Genomic DNA, 15,222 nt, shown 5'->3' with positions numbered 1-15,222 from the left:
CCTTGAAAGGACAAGACCATGGCACGTTTCGACACGTCCTTTGACGCCACCAGCGTCGAACCCACCACCGCCTACGAGCTGCTGCCCGCTGGCAAATACCGCGCCCAGATCGTCGAAAGCGAGATGCGCGTCACCAAGAACGGCATGGGCCAGTTTCTCTGGCTGATGCTCGACATCCTCGAGGGCGAGCACAAGGGCCGGAAGATCTTCGATCAGCTGAACCTCGTGAACCCGAACCCGACCACGGTGGAAATCGCGCAGCGCACGCTGTCGGCCATCTGCCACGCGACAGGCAAGATGCATGTCAGCGACAGCGAGGAACTGCACCTGATCCCGATGACGATCCAGGTGAAGATCAAGCCGCCGAAGAACGGCTATGGCGAGAGCAATGCCATTGCCTACCTGCCGCCCGAACGCGGCGCGGCGGCTCGGGCGGCCAAGCCGACACCCGCTGCGCCCGCCACACCTGTGGCCCCGCCCAAGATGGCGACTGCGCCCTGGAACAAGAAGGGCTGATGCGCTGTACCGCCCTGACCTGTTGACGGCCGGGGCGGTGCCTAACCCCATCTGAGGATAATTCCATGACTGACCTGAACAACGCGGCCCCCGTGGCCGTGATCAGCCCCGGCTTGCCTGATGATCAGCGCCGGTTGATCGAACTCGACGACGCCATTGCCAAGATCCGCACTCAGATCGCGACAGCCGATCTGGCGCGCCAGCGGGGTCACAAACCCATCGACCCGAACTGGTTTCACCGGGCCCGCACAGCGCTCCGGCATCTCAGCCGTGAACGTGCAGAACTGCTGGCCAAAAGCACCGGACGTCGCCGCCGGGAAAAGCTGAAGGACGCGCTGATCGGCGTTCTGCGGGAGCGCCATGATCCGGAAACCTGGACCGGCATTCTGGCCGAGGCGCTTGCGCGCAGTGAACGGGAGGGTCTGTGATGGCAGAGCTTCCCGAAGCCCCCACGCCCACCCTGACGGCGATCTATGCCGCTTATGAGGCCCGCCAGGGCGATGGTTTCCGCGATCACCTCGGCGCCTCGATCATCGGCAAGTCCTGCGCCCGCGCGCTCTGGTACGATTTCCGCTGGGTCACGCCCTCGCGCCATTCCGGCCGCCTGTTGCGTCTCTTCGAGACTGGTCAATTGGAAGAGGACCGCCTCGTGTGCAATCTGCGCGCCACCGGCTCGACGGTGCTCGAGGTCGACCCGGAGACGGGCCGCCAGTTCCGCGTCGAAGCCCATGGCGGCCATTTCGGCGGCTCGCTGGACGGCGTTGCCATCGGCATCCTCGAGGCCCCGAAGACCTGGCATGTGCTGGAGTTCAAGACCCACGGGGTCAAGAGCTTCACTGAGCTGACCGCCAAAGGCGTGGTGCTGGCCAAGCCCCAGCACGCCGCGCAGATGCAGATCTACATGCACCTGACGGGGATCACCCGCGCGCTTTATGTGGCGGTCTGCAAGGACACTGACGCGCTGCATATCGAGCGCATCGAGGCCGACAGCGCCATGGCAGAGCGCCTGCTGGACAAGGCCGGGCGCGTCATCTTCGCCCAGCATCCGCCTGCGCGGATCAGCGAGGACCCGGCCTGGTTCGAATGCAGGTTCTGCGATCACCATGCAGTCTGCCATGAGGCTGACGGTGCGGTCGTGACCTGTCGGTCGTGCCTGCATGCGACGCCCGTTGACGGCGGCTGGCACTGCGCCCGCCACGACCGGATGCTGGCACCAGCGGAACAGCGTGCGGCCTGCACCCGCCATCTCTTTATCCCCGATCTCGTCCCGGGCGAGGTCATCGATGCGGGCGACGATATCGTCACCTACCGCATGGCCGATGGCTCCACCTGGGCAAACGACGCCCGCACGACGGAGGCCGCGCCATGCTGACCCTGCGCCCCTATCAACAGGCCGCGATCACATCGATCTACGGCTATTTCCAATCCCACAATGGCAATCCGCTGGTGGTAATCCCGACCGCCGGGGGCAAGTCGCTCGTCATGGCCGCCTTCATCGAGGGCGTGCTGAAAGCTTGGCCCGACCAGCGCATCCTGATCGTGACCCATGTCCGCGAGCTGATCGCCCAGAACCATGCCGAGATGATCGGGCTCTGGCCCGAGGCCCCCGCGGGGATCTATTCGGCGGGCTTGGGCAAGCGCGAGGCGCAGGCCCGCATTCTCTTCGCGGGCATTCAATCGATTCACCGCCGCGCCGAGGAGGTGGGCCATACCGATCTGGTGCTGATCGACGAGGCCCATCTGATCCCGGGCAATTCCAGCACCATGTATCGTCGGTTTCTGGACGGGCTGGCCCGGATCAACCCCGCTCTCAAGGTGATCGGGCTGACCGCCACGCCCTTCCGACTCGACAGTGGCATGTTGCACGAGGGCAAGAACGCGCTCTTCACCGATATCGCCTACGAGGCACCGGTGCGCGATCTGATCGATGCTGGATATCTGAGCCCGCTAGTGTCGAAACAGCCCGCCACGCGGCTCGATGTCTCGAAGGTCGGCACCCGTGCGGGCGATTTCATCCAGCGCGATCTGGCTGCTGCCGTCGATCAGGAGGCCATTACGCGGGCCGCGGTCACCGAGATCATCGCACATGGCCGCGACCGGAAGTCCTGGCTGACCTTCTGTTCCGGCGTGGACCACGCACACCACGTGGCCGAGGAGTTCGCCCGTCAGGGGATCACCTGCCGCACCATCTTTGGCGACACGCCGAAGGAGGAACGGGACGCGATCATCGCTGCATTCAAGTGCGGCGAAATCCGCGCGCTGGCCTCGATGGGCGTGCTGACCACCGGCTTCAACGCCCCTGCCGTCGATCTGATCGCGCTCCTGCGCCCCACCAAGTCCGCAGGCCTCTACGTGCAGATGGTCGGCCGCGGCACGCGCCTCGCCCCTGGCAAGAAAAACTGCCTGGTCCTCGACTTCGCCGGCAATGTCCGCCGCCATGGGCCGATCGATCTGGTGCGTCCCCGGCGGCCCGGCGAGGCCGGTGGTGGCGAGGCCCCGACCAAGGTCTGCCCGGAATGCGACAGCATCACCGCGCTTTCGGCGACGGAATGCCCTGACTGCGGCTACGTCTTTCCAGCCCGGAAGGTGAAGATTGCCCCCACGGCGGCTACACTTCCCGTCCTGTCGCCGAAGGTCCAATGGCTGCCCGTGCAGGGGGTCTCCTACAGCCGGCATGACAAGCGGGGCGGGCTGCCCTCGCTGAAAGTAACCTATAGCTGCGGGCTGAAATCCTACAGCGAATGGGTCTGCATCGAGCATCAGGGCTATGCCCGGCAGAAGGCGGCTGAATGGTGGCGCAAGCGCGCCCCGGATTGCCCGATGCCGCTCACCGTCGATCAGGCCATCGCGGAATCCGCGCGTCTTGCCCGCCCCAGCGAAATCTCGGTCCGTCCCTCAGGCCGCTATCTCGAAGTCTTCGGCCACAGGTTTGCCTCATGCTCCCAATCCACACCGGCCTCTGCGCCGTCTGCCACCGGCAACCTCGTGGGTTTGGCTGGTTCGACCGGGACTTCCGTCTCTTCGACCCGCGGCGCGATGCCAGCCGCAAGCACCTCTGCAGCCGCACCTGCCAGGACATCTGCCATGGGAGGAAGGGTATGATCGATCTCACCCCTAACGAAGCCGAGGCGATGACCGTCGGCGGCCAGATGGGCGGCGAGTATCTCGAGAGCATCGGCAAATCCGATCTCGCCACCCTGACCGAGACCGAATGGGACCGCTTCATCGATGTGGTCGTCACCGGATATTGCGACCACCTGCGCGAGCTTGCGGCCAAGGACCGCAAACGCCTCGACGCCATGACCCCCGAGGTGCCTTTCTGATGGCTGACACATCCTTCATGGCGCGCTTCGGCGCGCGGCTCGTCACCAATGGTTATGCCATCCTGCCCATCGGCCCGGGCACGAAAAAGCCCGGCCGCTTCCAGCGTGGGGCTTGGGCGGACTACCCGGAATGGAACCGCCATGCCGAACGCGGCACCACCGAGGTCGAGGTGTCCACATGGTCGTCCTGGCCGGATTGCGGCATCGGGATCGTGGGCGGTGCCGTGGCGGCGGTCGATATCGACATTGCCGATGACGCGGAACTGGCTCTGCGGATCGAGCGCTTTGCACGTGAACGCCTCGGTGACACGCCAGCGCTGCGCATCGGCCGAGCTCCGAAGCGCATGCTGGTCTATCGCACCACCGAGCCCTTCCGCGGCATCAAACGCCATCCGCTGGAGGTGCTCTGCCTCGGGCAGCAGTTCCTGGCCTATGCCATCCACCCTGACACTGGCGCGCCCTACGCCTGGCCCGAGGAGGGGTTGGCGGACATCGACATCACCAACCTTCCGGAAATCTCGGCCGAAGTGGCGCTGGCGTTTCTCGACGAGGCCTATGCCTTGCTGCCAGAAACCCTGCGGCAGCGCGGACTGGCTTCCAGTGCACCAGCCAGTGATATCGCGCGCAGCCACGGTCAAATCGGTACCTTGCCAGCAATCGAGGCGGCGCTCGCCTGGCTGCCCAACGCAGAACTCGACTATGACAGCTGGATGCGCGTCGGCATGGCGCTGAAAGGGGCGCTTGGAGAGGCCGGGGCTGATCTCTTTGCTGACTGGTCAGCGCAGGCGGCCAAGGATGTGCCCTCCACCACGCTGAAGGCCTGGGCCAGCTTCAAGCCCGACCGCATCGGGGCGGGCACGATCTACCATCTCGCCATGGAGCGCGGCTGGCAGCCTGACCCCGACATCCGCCTGGATGGCAGTCTGCCCGATGACGCGGATCATCCCGCGGCGGGTCTTCTGGCAAGGCTGCATGTCACCCCAACCCTTCCAAGTTCGCCACCGTCCGCGCCGCCGTTTCTGTTGGCCATCCCTGACGGGTTGGTGGGTGATCTGACGGATTACATGCTGACCACGGCCCGGCGCCCGCAGCCGCTTCTGTCACTGGGGGCCAGCCTTTGCGCCATCGGTGCCTTGATGGGGCGGAATTACCGCACCGAGAGCAACCTGCGCTCGAACCTCTATGTCGTGGGCATCGCCGACAGCGGATCGGGCAAGAACCACGCCCGCGAAATCATCAACGAGACCTTCTTCGAGGCGGGGCTCGCGCATCACCTCGGCGGCAACAAGATCGCCTCTGGCGCGGGGCTTTTGACCGCGCTGCATCGCCAGCCCGCGATCCTCTTCCAGATCGACGAGTTCGGCATGTTCCTGTCGGCTGCCGCAGACCGCAAGCGCAGCCCGCGCCACATCACGGAAATCCTCGACAACATGACCGAGCTTTACACCTCGGCTGGCGGGATCTTCCTCGGCGCGGAATATGCCAACCGGGACGGCACGAACGAGCGGCGCGACATCAACCAGCCCTGCCTGTGCGTCTACGGCACGACGACGCCGCTGCACTTCTGGGGGGCACTGCAAGGGGCGAACGTGGTCGATGGATCACTGGCCCGTTTCCTGATCCTGCCCAGCGACGAGGATTACCCCGACGAAAATATCGCCGTGGGCATCCGGCAGGCCCCGCCTGCGTTGATCCGGGGGCTGCAGATGATCGCGGCGGGCGGAGGCGGAAAGAAGGGCAACCTGACGGGCAAGACCGCCGATCAGAACACTGCCGTGAACCCGATGATCGTGCCCATGACCGAGGAGGCCCGGGCCCGGTTCCGCCAGCTCAGCATCGAGCTGACCGAAGAATTGCGGGCGGCGGCGGGCACGGCCTTCACGGCCATCCTCGCCCGCATCGGGGAAAACGCTCTGAAGCTTGCGCTGATCGTGGCGGTCGGGCGCGACCCGGTTCAACCCGAGATCGAGATCACGGCGGCTGACTGGGCGATCAGTTTCGTGCGGCACTATGCTCAGCGCACGATGGAGGCGGTCGAGCGCCATGTCGCGGACACCGAGACCGAGGCGCACCTGAAGCGTCTGAAGGAGATCATCCGCGCGTCCGGGGCCAAGGGGATCACCAAGTCCGAGATCACCCGGGCCTCACAGTGGCTTAAATCCCGTGATCGGGACGAGATCCTTTTGACCCTGATCGAGAGCGGGGACATCACCACCGGCATGCGCGGCTCATCGACCAAGCAGGCCATGGTCTACAGGATGGCTAGGTGGGATGAGTGACCGAAGATCCTTCAAACCCGCTGAAGCAGTCCTTGAAGCATTGAAGTGGGTCAAGTCCCTACAATAGATAGGAAAAGCCAGATCCTTCAAATCTTTCAATCTTTCAAGAGGACCCCTTATCCCTATACGCGCACGCGCGCGGTTAAATATTAGGAGAGAGGTACCCATTGAAATATTGAATAATTGAAAGATTACATATTATATATACAAGACAACCACTTAGGGGCGGAAATCTTTCAAGAGACCCCTTTGAAGGTTTTGAAGGATCTGCCGGGCGGCCCGCTCGCCCCGCGCCTGACATAACCAGACCACCCTTCGGGGCCTGGCGAGACCGCAGCCTTCACCGGCCAGCCCTCCCGCCACGCTCGTCCAAGCGAAGAGGAGGTCTTGATGACCCAATCCGAAAACACCCCGCGCTGCGTGCTGGCGCTCGATCTCGGCACCATGACAGGCTGGGCTTTGCGTGGCCATGACGGTCTGATCACCAGCGGCACGGCCAGCTTCAAGCATGGCCGCTACGATGGTGGCGGCATGCGCTATCTGCGCTTTACCAACTGGCTGACAGAACTCGACCGTCTGTCCGGGCCAATTGCGTCCATCTGGTTCGAGGAAGTCCGCCGCCACGCAGGAACTGATGCGGCTCATGTCTATGGCGGCCTAATGGCAACCTTGACCGCGTGGTGCGAACTTCGCGGCATCCCTTATCAGGGCGTCCCGGTCGGTACGATCAAGCGCCATGCGACCGGCAAGGGCAATGCGCCCAAGGAGGCAATGATCGCAGCGGCCCGCGCCCGCGGGTTCAGCCCCGTCGACGACAACGAGGCCGATGCCATTGCGCTGCTGGTCTGGGCAATCGAGACGAATGGGGGTGTGGCATGAGGCTGTACCCCAAGGGTTACGGTGGCCAGCGCCGGGATCCCGAGCAGGTCAAACGGGACGGCTGGCACGAGCAGCGCATGCTGGCCGTGTCGCTCGATGACCCGCGTCTCACCTGGCCCGAGCGCGAACTCGTCCGCCAGTTGGGGGACAAGCTATATGGCAAGCTTCCTGCGGTGAGGGAGGTGGGCCATGGCTGATCGTGTCTGGACCGCGGACGACGTCGCCGATCATTTCGAGGAGGCGTTCCGTACCCTGCGCAGGCTGCCGCCGGTGAAGGCGAAGGGCTATTTCAACACTTGGCCCGACATCGTGCGCACCAGCCGCGAGATCGCGGCGATGGAACCGCAACCGATGCGCGTTTGGCCCTCGGCCGCCGCGATCACCCGGCTCGAACAAACCTTCGACTGGGTGCTGTGGATCGAGGAGGCCGAGCGCAAGCTGGTTTGGTCCCGCGCCGCCCGCGTGCCGTGGAAGCAGATCAGTGGCGAGTTGGGGGTGGATCGTACTACTGCGTGGCGGAGGTGGCAGCTTACGCTGACGAAGATCGCAGCAAGGCTGAATGCTATGTGACTCCAATGTGTTGCAACACTTTTGTGTTCGACACATGCAACATGTCCGTGCTATCCGAAGGGCATGATGGGGAGAGTGCGTCGGGAGACGGCTCTCCCCATTTCGTTGTCGGAGTCCGCTGGACCCCGGTATCCAGCGAGAGTCCGGCTAGGGTCCACCCCGAGACAGTTTCCGGTTCCTTCCTAGCGATATTCGTATGCTGGCGGGCGAAGCGCGGCGCATCGCTAGCGACAGGGCCGGATTTTTGGGAAGCCACCTGGAAGCCGGATCCACCTGACCCCGCGCAAACCCCAATAAAGGCTGGCCCTTGGGCTGGACACCCCGGACGCCACTGGACCCCTCGCGGAGTCCAGCGCGGCATCCAGTGTCCAGAATCCGGCCAGCATCCACCATCACATCGGAAGCCACCTGCCCATGACCCTTGCCTTCGCCCCCGAGCGGATCGAGATGTGGCCGCTTGCGCGCCTGCAGCCCTACGCGAAGAACGCGAAGATGCATGGCGCGGACCAGGTGGCGAAGATCGCCGCCAGCATGGCCGAATTCGGTTGGACGGTGCCCTGCCTCGTCGGCGAGGACGGGGAGCTGATCGCGGGGCACGGCCGGGTGCTTGCCGCCACGCAGCTTGGACTGACTGAGGCGCCGGTCATCGTGCTCGGGCATCTAACCGAAGCGCAGCGGCGGGCTTATCGCATCGCGGACAACAAGCTGACCGAGCTCGGTACTTGGGACGAGGCGCTGTTGTCGGCCGAACTGAACGATCTGCTGGCCGAGGATTTTGACCTGTCGCTTGTCGGCTTCTCTGACGGCGAGTTGGACAAGCTCTTGGCCTTCGTGCCGGAGGGGGGCGGGGAAGAAGAAGGTGGCGCCGGGGGCTCCGTGCCGCCGGTGACCATCCCCGAACCACCCCGCAATCCGGCCTCTCGGACTGGCGATCTCTGGATTCTCGGCGACCACCGCCTGCTTTGCGGCGACAGTACCAGTCATGACGATGTCCGCCGCCTGATGAACGGGGAGCGGGCAATCCTGTTCGCAACCGACCCGCCGTATCTGGTGGATTACGATGGCTCGAACCATCCAACGCGGAACAAGGACTGGTCGCAGTCCTATGGCGTAACTTGGGATGACAGCAGCCAGGGGGCCGAACTCTACGATGGCTTCATCGCCGCCGCCGTGGCGGAGGCGATCACCGATGACGCCGCCTGGTACTGCTGGCACGCCTCGCGCCGCCAGGCGATGCTGGAAGCCTGCTGGGAAAAAGCGGGGGCCTTCGTCCATCAGCAGATCATCTGGGTCAAGGACCGCGGGGTTCTGACTCGGTCGCATTATCTGTGGAAGCACGAACCCTGCTTCATGGGCTGGCGCCGCCCGAACCGCCCGCCAAAGGTGGCCGAACAGACGCTTCCCTCGACATGGGAGATGCCGTCCTTCACGAAGGACGAACGCCCGGACCACCCGACGCCGAAACCGCTTGACGCCTTCGGGATCCCGATGCGCCAGCATGTGGCGCGGGGCGGCCTCTGCTACGAGCCGTTCTCCGGCTCGGGTTCGCAGATCATGGCGGGCGAGGCCAACGGCCGCCGCGTCTTTGCGATGGAAATCAGCCCGGCCTATGTCGATGTCGCCGTGGAGCGTTGGCAGGCTGAGACCGGCAAGGACGCGATCCTCGACGGCGATGGTCGAACCTTCGCGCAAGTAAGAACTGAGAGGCTGGGCGAAACCCCGGCCGCACCCGAAACCCTTCCCGAACCCGCCGCGTGACATGCATGACCTGGCTTTACCTTCCTCCGGACGCGTTTCCGGGGCCGGAGACGCATGCCTGTTCGGCCTCTCCCTCTGCTCCGGCGCTGGCGGGCTCGACCTCGGCCTCACCATCGCCATCCCCGGATATCGTTCTGTGGGCCATGTCGAACGGGAAACCTTCGCCGCAGCCACTCTCGTGGCGCGGATGGAGGACGCGGCCCTGGATCCAGCGCCTGTCTGGGACGACGTTGCCACCTTCGACGGCCGCCCTTGGCGCGGCGCGGTGGATATCATCACTGCGGGCTATCCGTGCCAGCCGTTCTCGGTCGCGGGAAAGCGCCGGGGTGCCGACGACCCGCGCCACCTCTGGCCGCATGTCGCCCGCATCATCGGCGAGGTCGCGCCGCCCTTCGTTTTCCTCGAGAATGTCGCCCATCATCTCCGCCTCGGCTTCCCCGAAGTCGCCAGCGGACTGGTCGGCATGGGCTACCGCCTTGCGGCAGGACTCTTCACGGCGGCGGAAGTCGGCGCGCCCCACAGACGTGAGCGGCTGTTCATCCTCGCCATCCGCGAGGCGGACGAGCTGGCCGACCCCGCGCGCCTGCTCTGGCACCCGGTCGAGTGGCGGGAACCGGACGGAACTGCTGCGGCTCTGGCCGACACCGAGGGCCAGCGCCAACGAGAACCGGCAGACGAAACCCACGCCATCGCAGGAGGCGGGGCAGCACGGCATGAACCTGGCGACGACAGCAGCACTTTGGCCGACGCCGCAGATCGACAGTTTCCGCAGCCGGGGCGGCGAGCGGAAGGACGAGAAGGGCCTGGACCGCATGGCGCGGGACTGGCCGACGCCGATGGCGAACGATGGCTGCAAGCCGAGTGCGGGCAATCGCCGGTCGGCCGATCTTACCCATGCGGCGGGGATGTGGATGACGCCGACGGCACGCGATCACAAGGACGGGGCGACGAGCCTTGCCAACACGCCGGTGAACGGCCTCCTTGGCCGCCAGGTCCTGGTGACGCCGATGGCTGGGCGCGATACCTCCGAGCCGCGCCGAACCTTGAACCCGCTGTTCGTCGAGGCGCTGATGGGCTGGCCCACCGGGTGGACCGGCTTCGCCTCTGTGGAAATGGAGTGGTACCGCTGGTTGCGGCACATGCGCTACGAACTCTGGCAGCTGAACTGCTGGCCGATGGATGACGCGGTGCCAGCATGAAGCAGTCCTGTTTCATGTCACTGGTCGAGGCCGTCGCCAATGTGATCGTCGGCTATTGCGTCGCGGTCGGCACGCAGATCCTGATCTTCCCGATGTTCGGGCTTCACACGACGCTGGCGCAGAACCTCAAGATGGGCGCAGTGTTCACCGTTGTCAGCATTGCGCGTTCCTTCGCCTTGCGGCGGGTGTTCGAAGCGATCCGTTGCGCGATGAACAAGGAACACCAGCGTTAGGCTGATCACCATCAAGCGGTTTCGAAGTTGCCGCTATAACACTCAGATCCTATGGTTTCTCCGAGTTGGAGGCGGCGGCTAATCTAATTTGCTGCCCAGAGATTTGGATCGAGATTGTAGTGCTGCAGAACCAAGAAGAAGGAAAAAGCGACTCCGCCGACTTGCTTCCAGACGGCCTAGAGGCGTTACGGCGAGAGCTCGGCCTCAGGGATGTGATGGGGTTGATCGAGAGGACTGCGCGATGGGTCGATCCGCGAACATTCGAGTATCTTCCCGTCTGGTATCCAGAACACGCGCGACGCGCCCTTTTCTATAAGGCGAACTGGTCTGAGCCGCAGATGAACCGTAATCGGCAGACGGGCGCGATCATCCACAAATTCGAAGGAAACATCCACGCGAACAAGGCTCTAACGCTTGCACTGGGCCTTCGTGCCGAGGAAAGGCCGAACTGGTCATGTTGCCACATATGGGGTGTGGATGATGCCGCTTATCAGATCAGCAACGCCGTGGTGCAGGATCGGCGCTTCTTTTCCTGCGTGGCGAACATGGTCCTTCTCCCCACGCCGCTAAAGGCATTCACGGACGTCATGACCGAAGTAAAGATGATGCTGCGCGTATGCGCGTTGCAACTCTACGGTTGGTCTTGTGACCATGAGGAGGTCGCAGACAACGCGCGGCAGGTGGCGGAATGGTTGGATTGGGAGGCTTACCCGGAAAGCTGGCCGAAGCCTGATCGGCCCTCGCGCCCTCTCGGCATGGCCAGGTTCTCGGCGAGGATCAAGGACGCGGCAGACCGCAGGAAGGCCGCCATTCGCAACGATCTAGCATCTGCAGGCCCGCACTATCCTCGGGATGATGTCCGCAAGGTGCTCGACTACTGGAACATCTCGCTTTGAGACAAGGAGGCCGCCGCCCCGAGGGACGGCGGCATTTCGACTTGCATGGCGCGCGGCGCTAGTCGCGCGGCAGGCTATAGACCCGTCCGCGCCCCTCGACCTTCTCCGAGGTCACCTCGAGTCCGAGCTTCTTCTTCAGTGCCCCGGCCATCGCGCCGCGCACCGTGTGCGACTGCCAGCCCGTGGCGGCGATGATCTCCTCGATGGTCGCGCCCTCTGGCGCACGCAGCATGGCGATCAGCGTGGCCTGTTTGGTGCCCTCGCGCAGCGTGCGCGCCTTGGGCGTGGCTTCGGGCGCGGTGGTGGTGTCCGTCGCGGACACACCCCTCGGCGCCTCGTCGGTGCCCGTGCGCGCGCTGTGCGTGTCGTCGGGCTCGATGCCGATGGCTGCAAGCCCTGCGTCGGTGGCAATCAGCGTTACGCCATGGCCGTCGCCGGTTTCGCGCCACATGGGTTCGCCCTTGCGAAGGTCGGCGTCGACCTCCTGCAGCAATCCCTTGCCGATCATCGCGCCGACCACCTTTGCAGCGGCGCCGCCGCGCAGGCTCTCGGGCAGCGGCAGGGCGATATGTTCAGGTCGCTGAGAGGCAGCGCTCAGGATCAGGGCTTGGGTGTCGGAAAGCTGTGTCATTGTCGTCTCCCGTATCGGGGCGCGCGGAATGCGGACCCTTCTACGAGGCCGAGCCCCGCAGGGCGGAGCTGGCGCGATGAATGCGTTGGTTATTCGGCTTGCTCGCCTTCCTTGAACGCGCTGTCGGTGATCTCGCGCAGACGGTCGCGGTAGTGACGCAGGGTACCGACATGCCCCCAGTTGATCTCGTCGGGGCTGGTCTCGAAATGGTCCGCGCTGAGGGCGGCGAGGCGTTCCAGCATCGCGTCGATCTCGGCCTTGGCGGCGATGAAGGCGTGGATGGCTTTCGTGTTGTCGGTCGCGCGGTGGGTCATCTTGGTGGCTCCGAGGTGAGTTGCATCGTCCTTCTGGAAACACGTTCCCTCTGTCCGCGATGCTTATCAACGAGATAAGCGCATGATTTGGATTGATAATCGGAGCGAACGATGCAGGGCATGAGTGAGCGCCAGTATGCCGCGCATGTCGGGCTGTCCCGTGGCGCGGTTCAGAAGGCAAAGCTTGCCGAACGGCTGGTCCTCTATCCCGACGGCAGCATCAACGCGGCCGCCAGCGACGCACGGCGGGCAGACACCACGGACCCGTCCAAGACCCGCAAGCCGCCCGAACCGAAGCTGAAACCCGTCCCCGAGGCGGCGGTCGCCTCAGTCGGCGAAACCCTGCGCGAGGAGGGTCTGCCCGCCCCGGTCGCGGCCGGTGGGACCACCTTCCTGCAGGCGAAGACCGCCAACGAGGTGCTGAAGGCGCAGGAACGGCGTATCCGGCTGCAAAAGCTGAAGGGGGAATTGATCGAGCGGGCGCGCGCGCTGGCGCTGGTGTTCCGCCTGGCCCGCGAGGTCCGGGATGCATGGGTGAACTGGCCCGCGCGGTCAGCGGCGCTGATGGCGGCCGATCTCGGCGTGGAGCCCGCTGTGATGCAGAAGGTTCTGGAAACACATGTACGCGCCCACCTCGACGAGCTTGCCGAGGTCCGGCCCGACTTCCGGTGATGATGAAGGCTTGTCGGATTTCGACGGCGCGGCAGAAATCCTCCGCATCTGGGGCGCGGGGCTAACGCCCGATCCGGATCTGACGGTTTCGGAATGGGCAGACCGGCACCGGATGCTCTCTGGTCGCGCCTCGGCCGAGCCGGGGCGGTATCGCACAGGGCGCACGCCCTACATGCGCGAGATCATGGACCGGCTGAGCCCCGGCGATCCCACGCAGCGGATCGTGTTCATGAAAGCTGCACAGGTCGGCGCGACGGAAGCCGGCAACAACTGGATCGGCTTTGCCATCCACCAGGCGCCGGGTCCGATGCTTGCGGTCCAGCCGACGGTGGAACTTGCCAAGCGCAACTCGCGCCAGCGGATCGACCCGCTGATCGAGGAAAGCCCGGAGCTTCGGGAGCGGGTGAAGCCGGCCCGGTCGCGCGATGCAGGCAACACGATGCTGTCCAAAGAGTTCGCGGGCGGCATCCTGATCATGACCGGGGCGAACTCGGCGGTCGGACTGCGGTCCACCCCTGCACGGTACATCTTCCTCGACGAGGTAGACGCCTATCCGGCCTCGGCCGACGAAGAGGGCGACCCAGTCACGCTGGCCGAGGCCCGGTCACTGACCTTCGCCCATCGGCGCAAAGTGCTGTTGGTATCGACGCCCACGATCCGGGGGCTGTCCCGCATCGAGCGGGAATACGAGGCGAGCGACCAGCGCCGGTTCTTCGTGCCGTGCCCGCTTTGCGGCGCGATGCAGTGGCTGAAATTCGACAGGTTGCGCTGGCAGAAGGGGCGGCCGGAAACGGCGGAATACAATTGCGAGGGTTGTGATCAGCCGATCGCGGAACACCACAAGACAGCGATGCTGGAGGGTGGTGAATGGCGGGCGACCGCCACGGCCGCAGATCCCACAACGGTCGGCTACCACCTTTCGGCGCTCTATTCGCCGGTGGGCTGGCTCAGCTGGCAGCGCATTGCCCGCGGCTGGGAGGCGGCCAAAGGGTCGGACGAGGCGATCAAGGCTTTCCGCAACACCATCCTTGGCGAGACCTGGGTCGAAACTGGGGAAGCGCCGGACTGGCAGCGGCTCTACGACCGGCGCGAGGCGTGGAAACCCGGCACCGTTCCCGCGGGTGGGCTGTTCCTGACGGCCGGGGCCGACGTCCAGAAGGACCGGATCGAGGTCGATGTCTGGGCCTGGGGCCGCGGACTTGAGTCCTGGCTGGTCGATCACATCGTGATCGAGGGCGGCCCCGACCGACACGACGCGTGGTCGGAACTGACCACGCTGCTGGACCGGTCTTGGCCGCATGAACGCGGCGCGCATCTGCGGATTGCGCGGCTGGCCATCGACACGGGCTACGAGGCTCCGGCGGTCTATTCCTGGTCGCGGGCGCAGGGCTTCGCGCAGGTCTCGCCGGTCAAGGGCGTCGAGGGGTTCAACCGCTCCAGTCCGGTGTCTGGCCCGACCTTCGTCGACGCGACCGAGGGTGGCAAACGCTTGCGGCGCGGGGCACGGCTCTGGACCGTGGCGGTCTCGACCTTCAAGGCCGAGACCTACCGCTTCCTGCGGCTGGCGCGGCCGACCGAGGAGGAGATGGCCGAGGGGGCGGCGTTCCCGCCCGGCTCAGTGCATCTGCCGCACTGGGTCGAGAACGAATGGCTGAAGCAGTTCGTGGCGGAACAGCTGGTGACGGTGCGCACGAAGCGCGGCTTCGCCAAGCTCGAATGGCAGAAGCTGCGCGAACGCAACGAGGCGCTGGACTGCCGGGTCTATGCCCGCGCAGCCGCCTGGATCGCGGGTGCGGATCGCTGGACCGACGAGAAATGGCGCGATCTCGAGGATCAACTCGGGGCCGCGCCCACGGAAATGGATGGTGCGGGGCGGGTCAACCGGCCGCAGTCCGCACCCCAGGGAAAACGGCAGTCGGACTGGCTTGGCCGACGCGGAGGATGGTTCTGAC

Annotated in this window: 17 protein-coding genes and 1 pseudogene; 16 read left to right on the top strand and 2 right to left on the bottom strand. The window is 65.1% G+C overall.

The genetic code is table 11. The features are described from left to right. Nucleotides 1–18: 18 nt before the first annotated feature. From C0V75_RS00490 to C0V75_RS00435, 14 genes and pseudogenes are all read left to right on the top strand, one after another. Nucleotides 19–516: a DUF669 domain-containing protein gene (locus C0V75_RS00490; RefSeq protein WP_101918950.1), complete on the top strand. Its 498-nt coding sequence runs from the start codon at nucleotides 19–21 to the stop codon at nucleotides 514–516. Between the two features lie 65 nt (nucleotides 517–581). After that, a complete protein-coding gene (locus C0V75_RS00485) occupies nucleotides 582–944 on the top strand; it encodes a hypothetical protein (RefSeq protein ID WP_216821383.1) in 363 nt (120 codons plus the stop codon). Next, complete coding sequence (locus C0V75_RS00480; protein ID WP_101918949.1) at nucleotides 944–1,888, top strand: oxidoreductase; 945 nt, start codon at nucleotides 944–946, stop codon at nucleotides 1,886–1,888. Before C0V75_RS00485 ends, C0V75_RS00480 begins: the two co-directional genes overlap by 1 nt. After that, nucleotides 1,882–3,618 carry a DEAD/DEAH box helicase gene (locus C0V75_RS00475; protein ID WP_101918948.1) on the top strand — a complete coding sequence of 579 codons (1,737 nt, stop codon included), beginning with the start codon at nucleotides 1,882–1,884 and terminating at the stop codon, nucleotides 3,616–3,618. The genes C0V75_RS00480 and C0V75_RS00475 overlap by 7 nt, the downstream gene beginning before the upstream one ends. Next, the gene (locus C0V75_RS22680) at nucleotides 3,615–3,839 is read left to right on the top strand and encodes a DUF6511 domain-containing protein (RefSeq protein WP_143710363.1); all 225 of its coding nucleotides are present in this window, start codon (nucleotides 3,615–3,617) and stop codon (nucleotides 3,837–3,839) included. Before C0V75_RS00475 ends, C0V75_RS22680 begins: the two co-directional genes overlap by 4 nt. Next, a complete protein-coding gene (locus tag C0V75_RS00470; RefSeq protein ID WP_158241752.1) occupies nucleotides 3,839–6,118 on the top strand; it encodes a PriCT-2 domain-containing protein in 2,280 nt (759 codons plus the stop codon). Before C0V75_RS22680 ends, C0V75_RS00470 begins: the two co-directional genes overlap by 1 nt. A gap of 390 nt (nucleotides 6,119–6,508) precedes the next feature. After that, entirely contained in the window at nucleotides 6,509–6,997 is a 489-nt protein-coding gene (locus tag C0V75_RS00465) for a crossover junction endodeoxyribonuclease RuvC (RefSeq protein WP_101918946.1), read from the top strand. Next, nucleotides 6,994–7,194, top strand: a complete 201-nt coding sequence (locus C0V75_RS00460) for a hypothetical protein (protein ID WP_101918945.1) — start codon at nucleotides 6,994–6,996, stop codon at nucleotides 7,192–7,194. Before C0V75_RS00465 ends, C0V75_RS00460 begins: the two co-directional genes overlap by 4 nt. Beyond that, a complete protein-coding gene (locus tag C0V75_RS00455) occupies nucleotides 7,187–7,567 on the top strand; it encodes a DUF6362 family protein (RefSeq protein ID WP_101918944.1) in 381 nt (126 codons plus the stop codon). Before C0V75_RS00460 ends, C0V75_RS00455 begins: the two co-directional genes overlap by 8 nt. A gap of 414 nt (nucleotides 7,568–7,981) precedes the next feature. Next, nucleotides 7,982–9,325, top strand: a complete 1,344-nt coding sequence (locus C0V75_RS00450; protein ID WP_101918943.1) for a site-specific DNA-methyltransferase — start codon at nucleotides 7,982–7,984, stop codon at nucleotides 9,323–9,325. A 1-nt stretch (nucleotide 9,326) separates the two neighbouring features. After that, nucleotides 9,327–9,833 (top strand): annotated as a pseudogene (locus C0V75_RS23420) (DNA cytosine methyltransferase); the annotation flags it as partial. Between the two features lie 205 nt (nucleotides 9,834–10,038). Next, complete coding sequence (locus C0V75_RS23415) at nucleotides 10,039–10,524, top strand: hypothetical protein (protein WP_254216390.1); 486 nt, start codon at nucleotides 10,039–10,041, stop codon at nucleotides 10,522–10,524. After that, nucleotides 10,521–10,757, top strand: a complete 237-nt coding sequence (locus C0V75_RS00440) for a hypothetical protein (RefSeq protein ID WP_101918941.1) — start codon at nucleotides 10,521–10,523, stop codon at nucleotides 10,755–10,757. The genes C0V75_RS23415 and C0V75_RS00440 overlap by 4 nt, the downstream gene beginning before the upstream one ends. A 119-nt stretch (nucleotides 10,758–10,876) precedes the next feature. Continuing rightward, nucleotides 10,877–11,653 (top strand): hypothetical protein, encoded by a 777-nt coding sequence (locus C0V75_RS00435; protein WP_232489238.1) that lies wholly within the window; start codon nucleotides 10,877–10,879, stop codon nucleotides 11,651–11,653. Between the two features lie 58 nt (nucleotides 11,654–11,711). Here the strand turns inward: C0V75_RS00435 and C0V75_RS00430 are convergent, their stop codons facing one another. Further along, nucleotides 11,712–12,284 carry a DUF3489 domain-containing protein gene (locus tag C0V75_RS00430; RefSeq protein ID WP_101918940.1) on the bottom strand — a complete coding sequence of 191 codons (573 nt, stop codon included), beginning with the start codon at nucleotides 12,282–12,284 and terminating at the stop codon, nucleotides 11,712–11,714. Nucleotides 12,285–12,373: 89 nt separating this feature from the next. After that, nucleotides 12,374–12,598 (bottom strand): hypothetical protein, encoded by a 225-nt coding sequence (locus C0V75_RS00425; protein WP_101918939.1) that lies wholly within the window; start codon nucleotides 12,596–12,598, stop codon nucleotides 12,374–12,376. Between the two features lie 111 nt (nucleotides 12,599–12,709). On the opposite strand from C0V75_RS00425, the gene C0V75_RS00420 reads away from it, so the two are divergent. Together C0V75_RS00420 and C0V75_RS00415 are read left to right on the top strand one after the other, a co-directional pair. Next, complete coding sequence (locus tag C0V75_RS00420) at nucleotides 12,710–13,270, top strand: hypothetical protein (RefSeq protein WP_101918938.1); 561 nt, start codon at nucleotides 12,710–12,712, stop codon at nucleotides 13,268–13,270. Further along, nucleotides 13,218–15,221 (top strand): phage terminase large subunit family protein, encoded by a 2,004-nt coding sequence (locus C0V75_RS00415; RefSeq protein ID WP_101918937.1) that lies wholly within the window; start codon nucleotides 13,218–13,220, stop codon nucleotides 15,219–15,221. Before C0V75_RS00420 ends, C0V75_RS00415 begins: the two co-directional genes overlap by 53 nt. The last annotated feature ends 1 nt before the right edge of the window (nucleotide 15,222 follow it).

Origin of the sequence: Tabrizicola sp. TH137 (assembly GCF_002855575.1) — a bacterium.
Lineage (GTDB): Bacteria > Pseudomonadota > Alphaproteobacteria > Rhodobacterales > Rhodobacteraceae > Paragemmobacter.
This window is presented reverse-complemented; position numbering and strand designations above follow the sequence as displayed.

Coding starts and splice junctions, on each gene's coding strand:
- C0V75_RS00450 (WP_101918943.1), top strand. CDS start 7,982: ATGACCCTTGCCTTCGCCCCCGAGCGGATCGAGATGTGGCCGCTTGCG.
- C0V75_RS00430 (WP_101918940.1), bottom strand. CDS start 12,284: ATGACACAGCTTTCCGACACCCAAGCCCTGATCCTGAGCGCTGCCTCT.
- C0V75_RS23415 (WP_254216390.1), top strand. CDS start 10,039: ATGAACCTGGCGACGACAGCAGCACTTTGGCCGACGCCGCAGATCGAC.
- C0V75_RS00485 (WP_216821383.1), top strand. CDS start 582: ATGACTGACCTGAACAACGCGGCCCCCGTGGCCGTGATCAGCCCCGGC.
- C0V75_RS22680 (WP_143710363.1), top strand. CDS start 3,615: ATGATCGATCTCACCCCTAACGAAGCCGAGGCGATGACCGTCGGCGGC.
- C0V75_RS00480 (WP_101918949.1), top strand. CDS start 944: ATGGCAGAGCTTCCCGAAGCCCCCACGCCCACCCTGACGGCGATCTAT.
- C0V75_RS00465 (WP_101918946.1), top strand. CDS start 6,509: ATGACCCAATCCGAAAACACCCCGCGCTGCGTGCTGGCGCTCGATCTC.
- C0V75_RS00440 (WP_101918941.1), top strand. CDS start 10,521: ATGAAGCAGTCCTGTTTCATGTCACTGGTCGAGGCCGTCGCCAATGTG.
- C0V75_RS00490 (WP_101918950.1), top strand. CDS start 19: ATGGCACGTTTCGACACGTCCTTTGACGCCACCAGCGTCGAACCCACC.
- C0V75_RS00425 (WP_101918939.1), bottom strand. CDS start 12,598: ATGACCCACCGCGCGACCGACAACACGAAAGCCATCCACGCCTTCATC.
- C0V75_RS00415 (WP_101918937.1), top strand. CDS start 13,218: ATGTACGCGCCCACCTCGACGAGCTTGCCGAGGTCCGGCCCGACTTCC.
- C0V75_RS00475 (WP_101918948.1), top strand. CDS start 1,882: ATGCTGACCCTGCGCCCCTATCAACAGGCCGCGATCACATCGATCTAC.
- C0V75_RS00420 (WP_101918938.1), top strand. CDS start 12,710: ATGCAGGGCATGAGTGAGCGCCAGTATGCCGCGCATGTCGGGCTGTCC.
- C0V75_RS00470 (WP_158241752.1), top strand. CDS start 3,839: ATGGCTGACACATCCTTCATGGCGCGCTTCGGCGCGCGGCTCGTCACC.
- C0V75_RS00460 (WP_101918945.1), top strand. CDS start 6,994: ATGAGGCTGTACCCCAAGGGTTACGGTGGCCAGCGCCGGGATCCCGAG.
- C0V75_RS00455 (WP_101918944.1), top strand. CDS start 7,187: ATGGCTGATCGTGTCTGGACCGCGGACGACGTCGCCGATCATTTCGAG.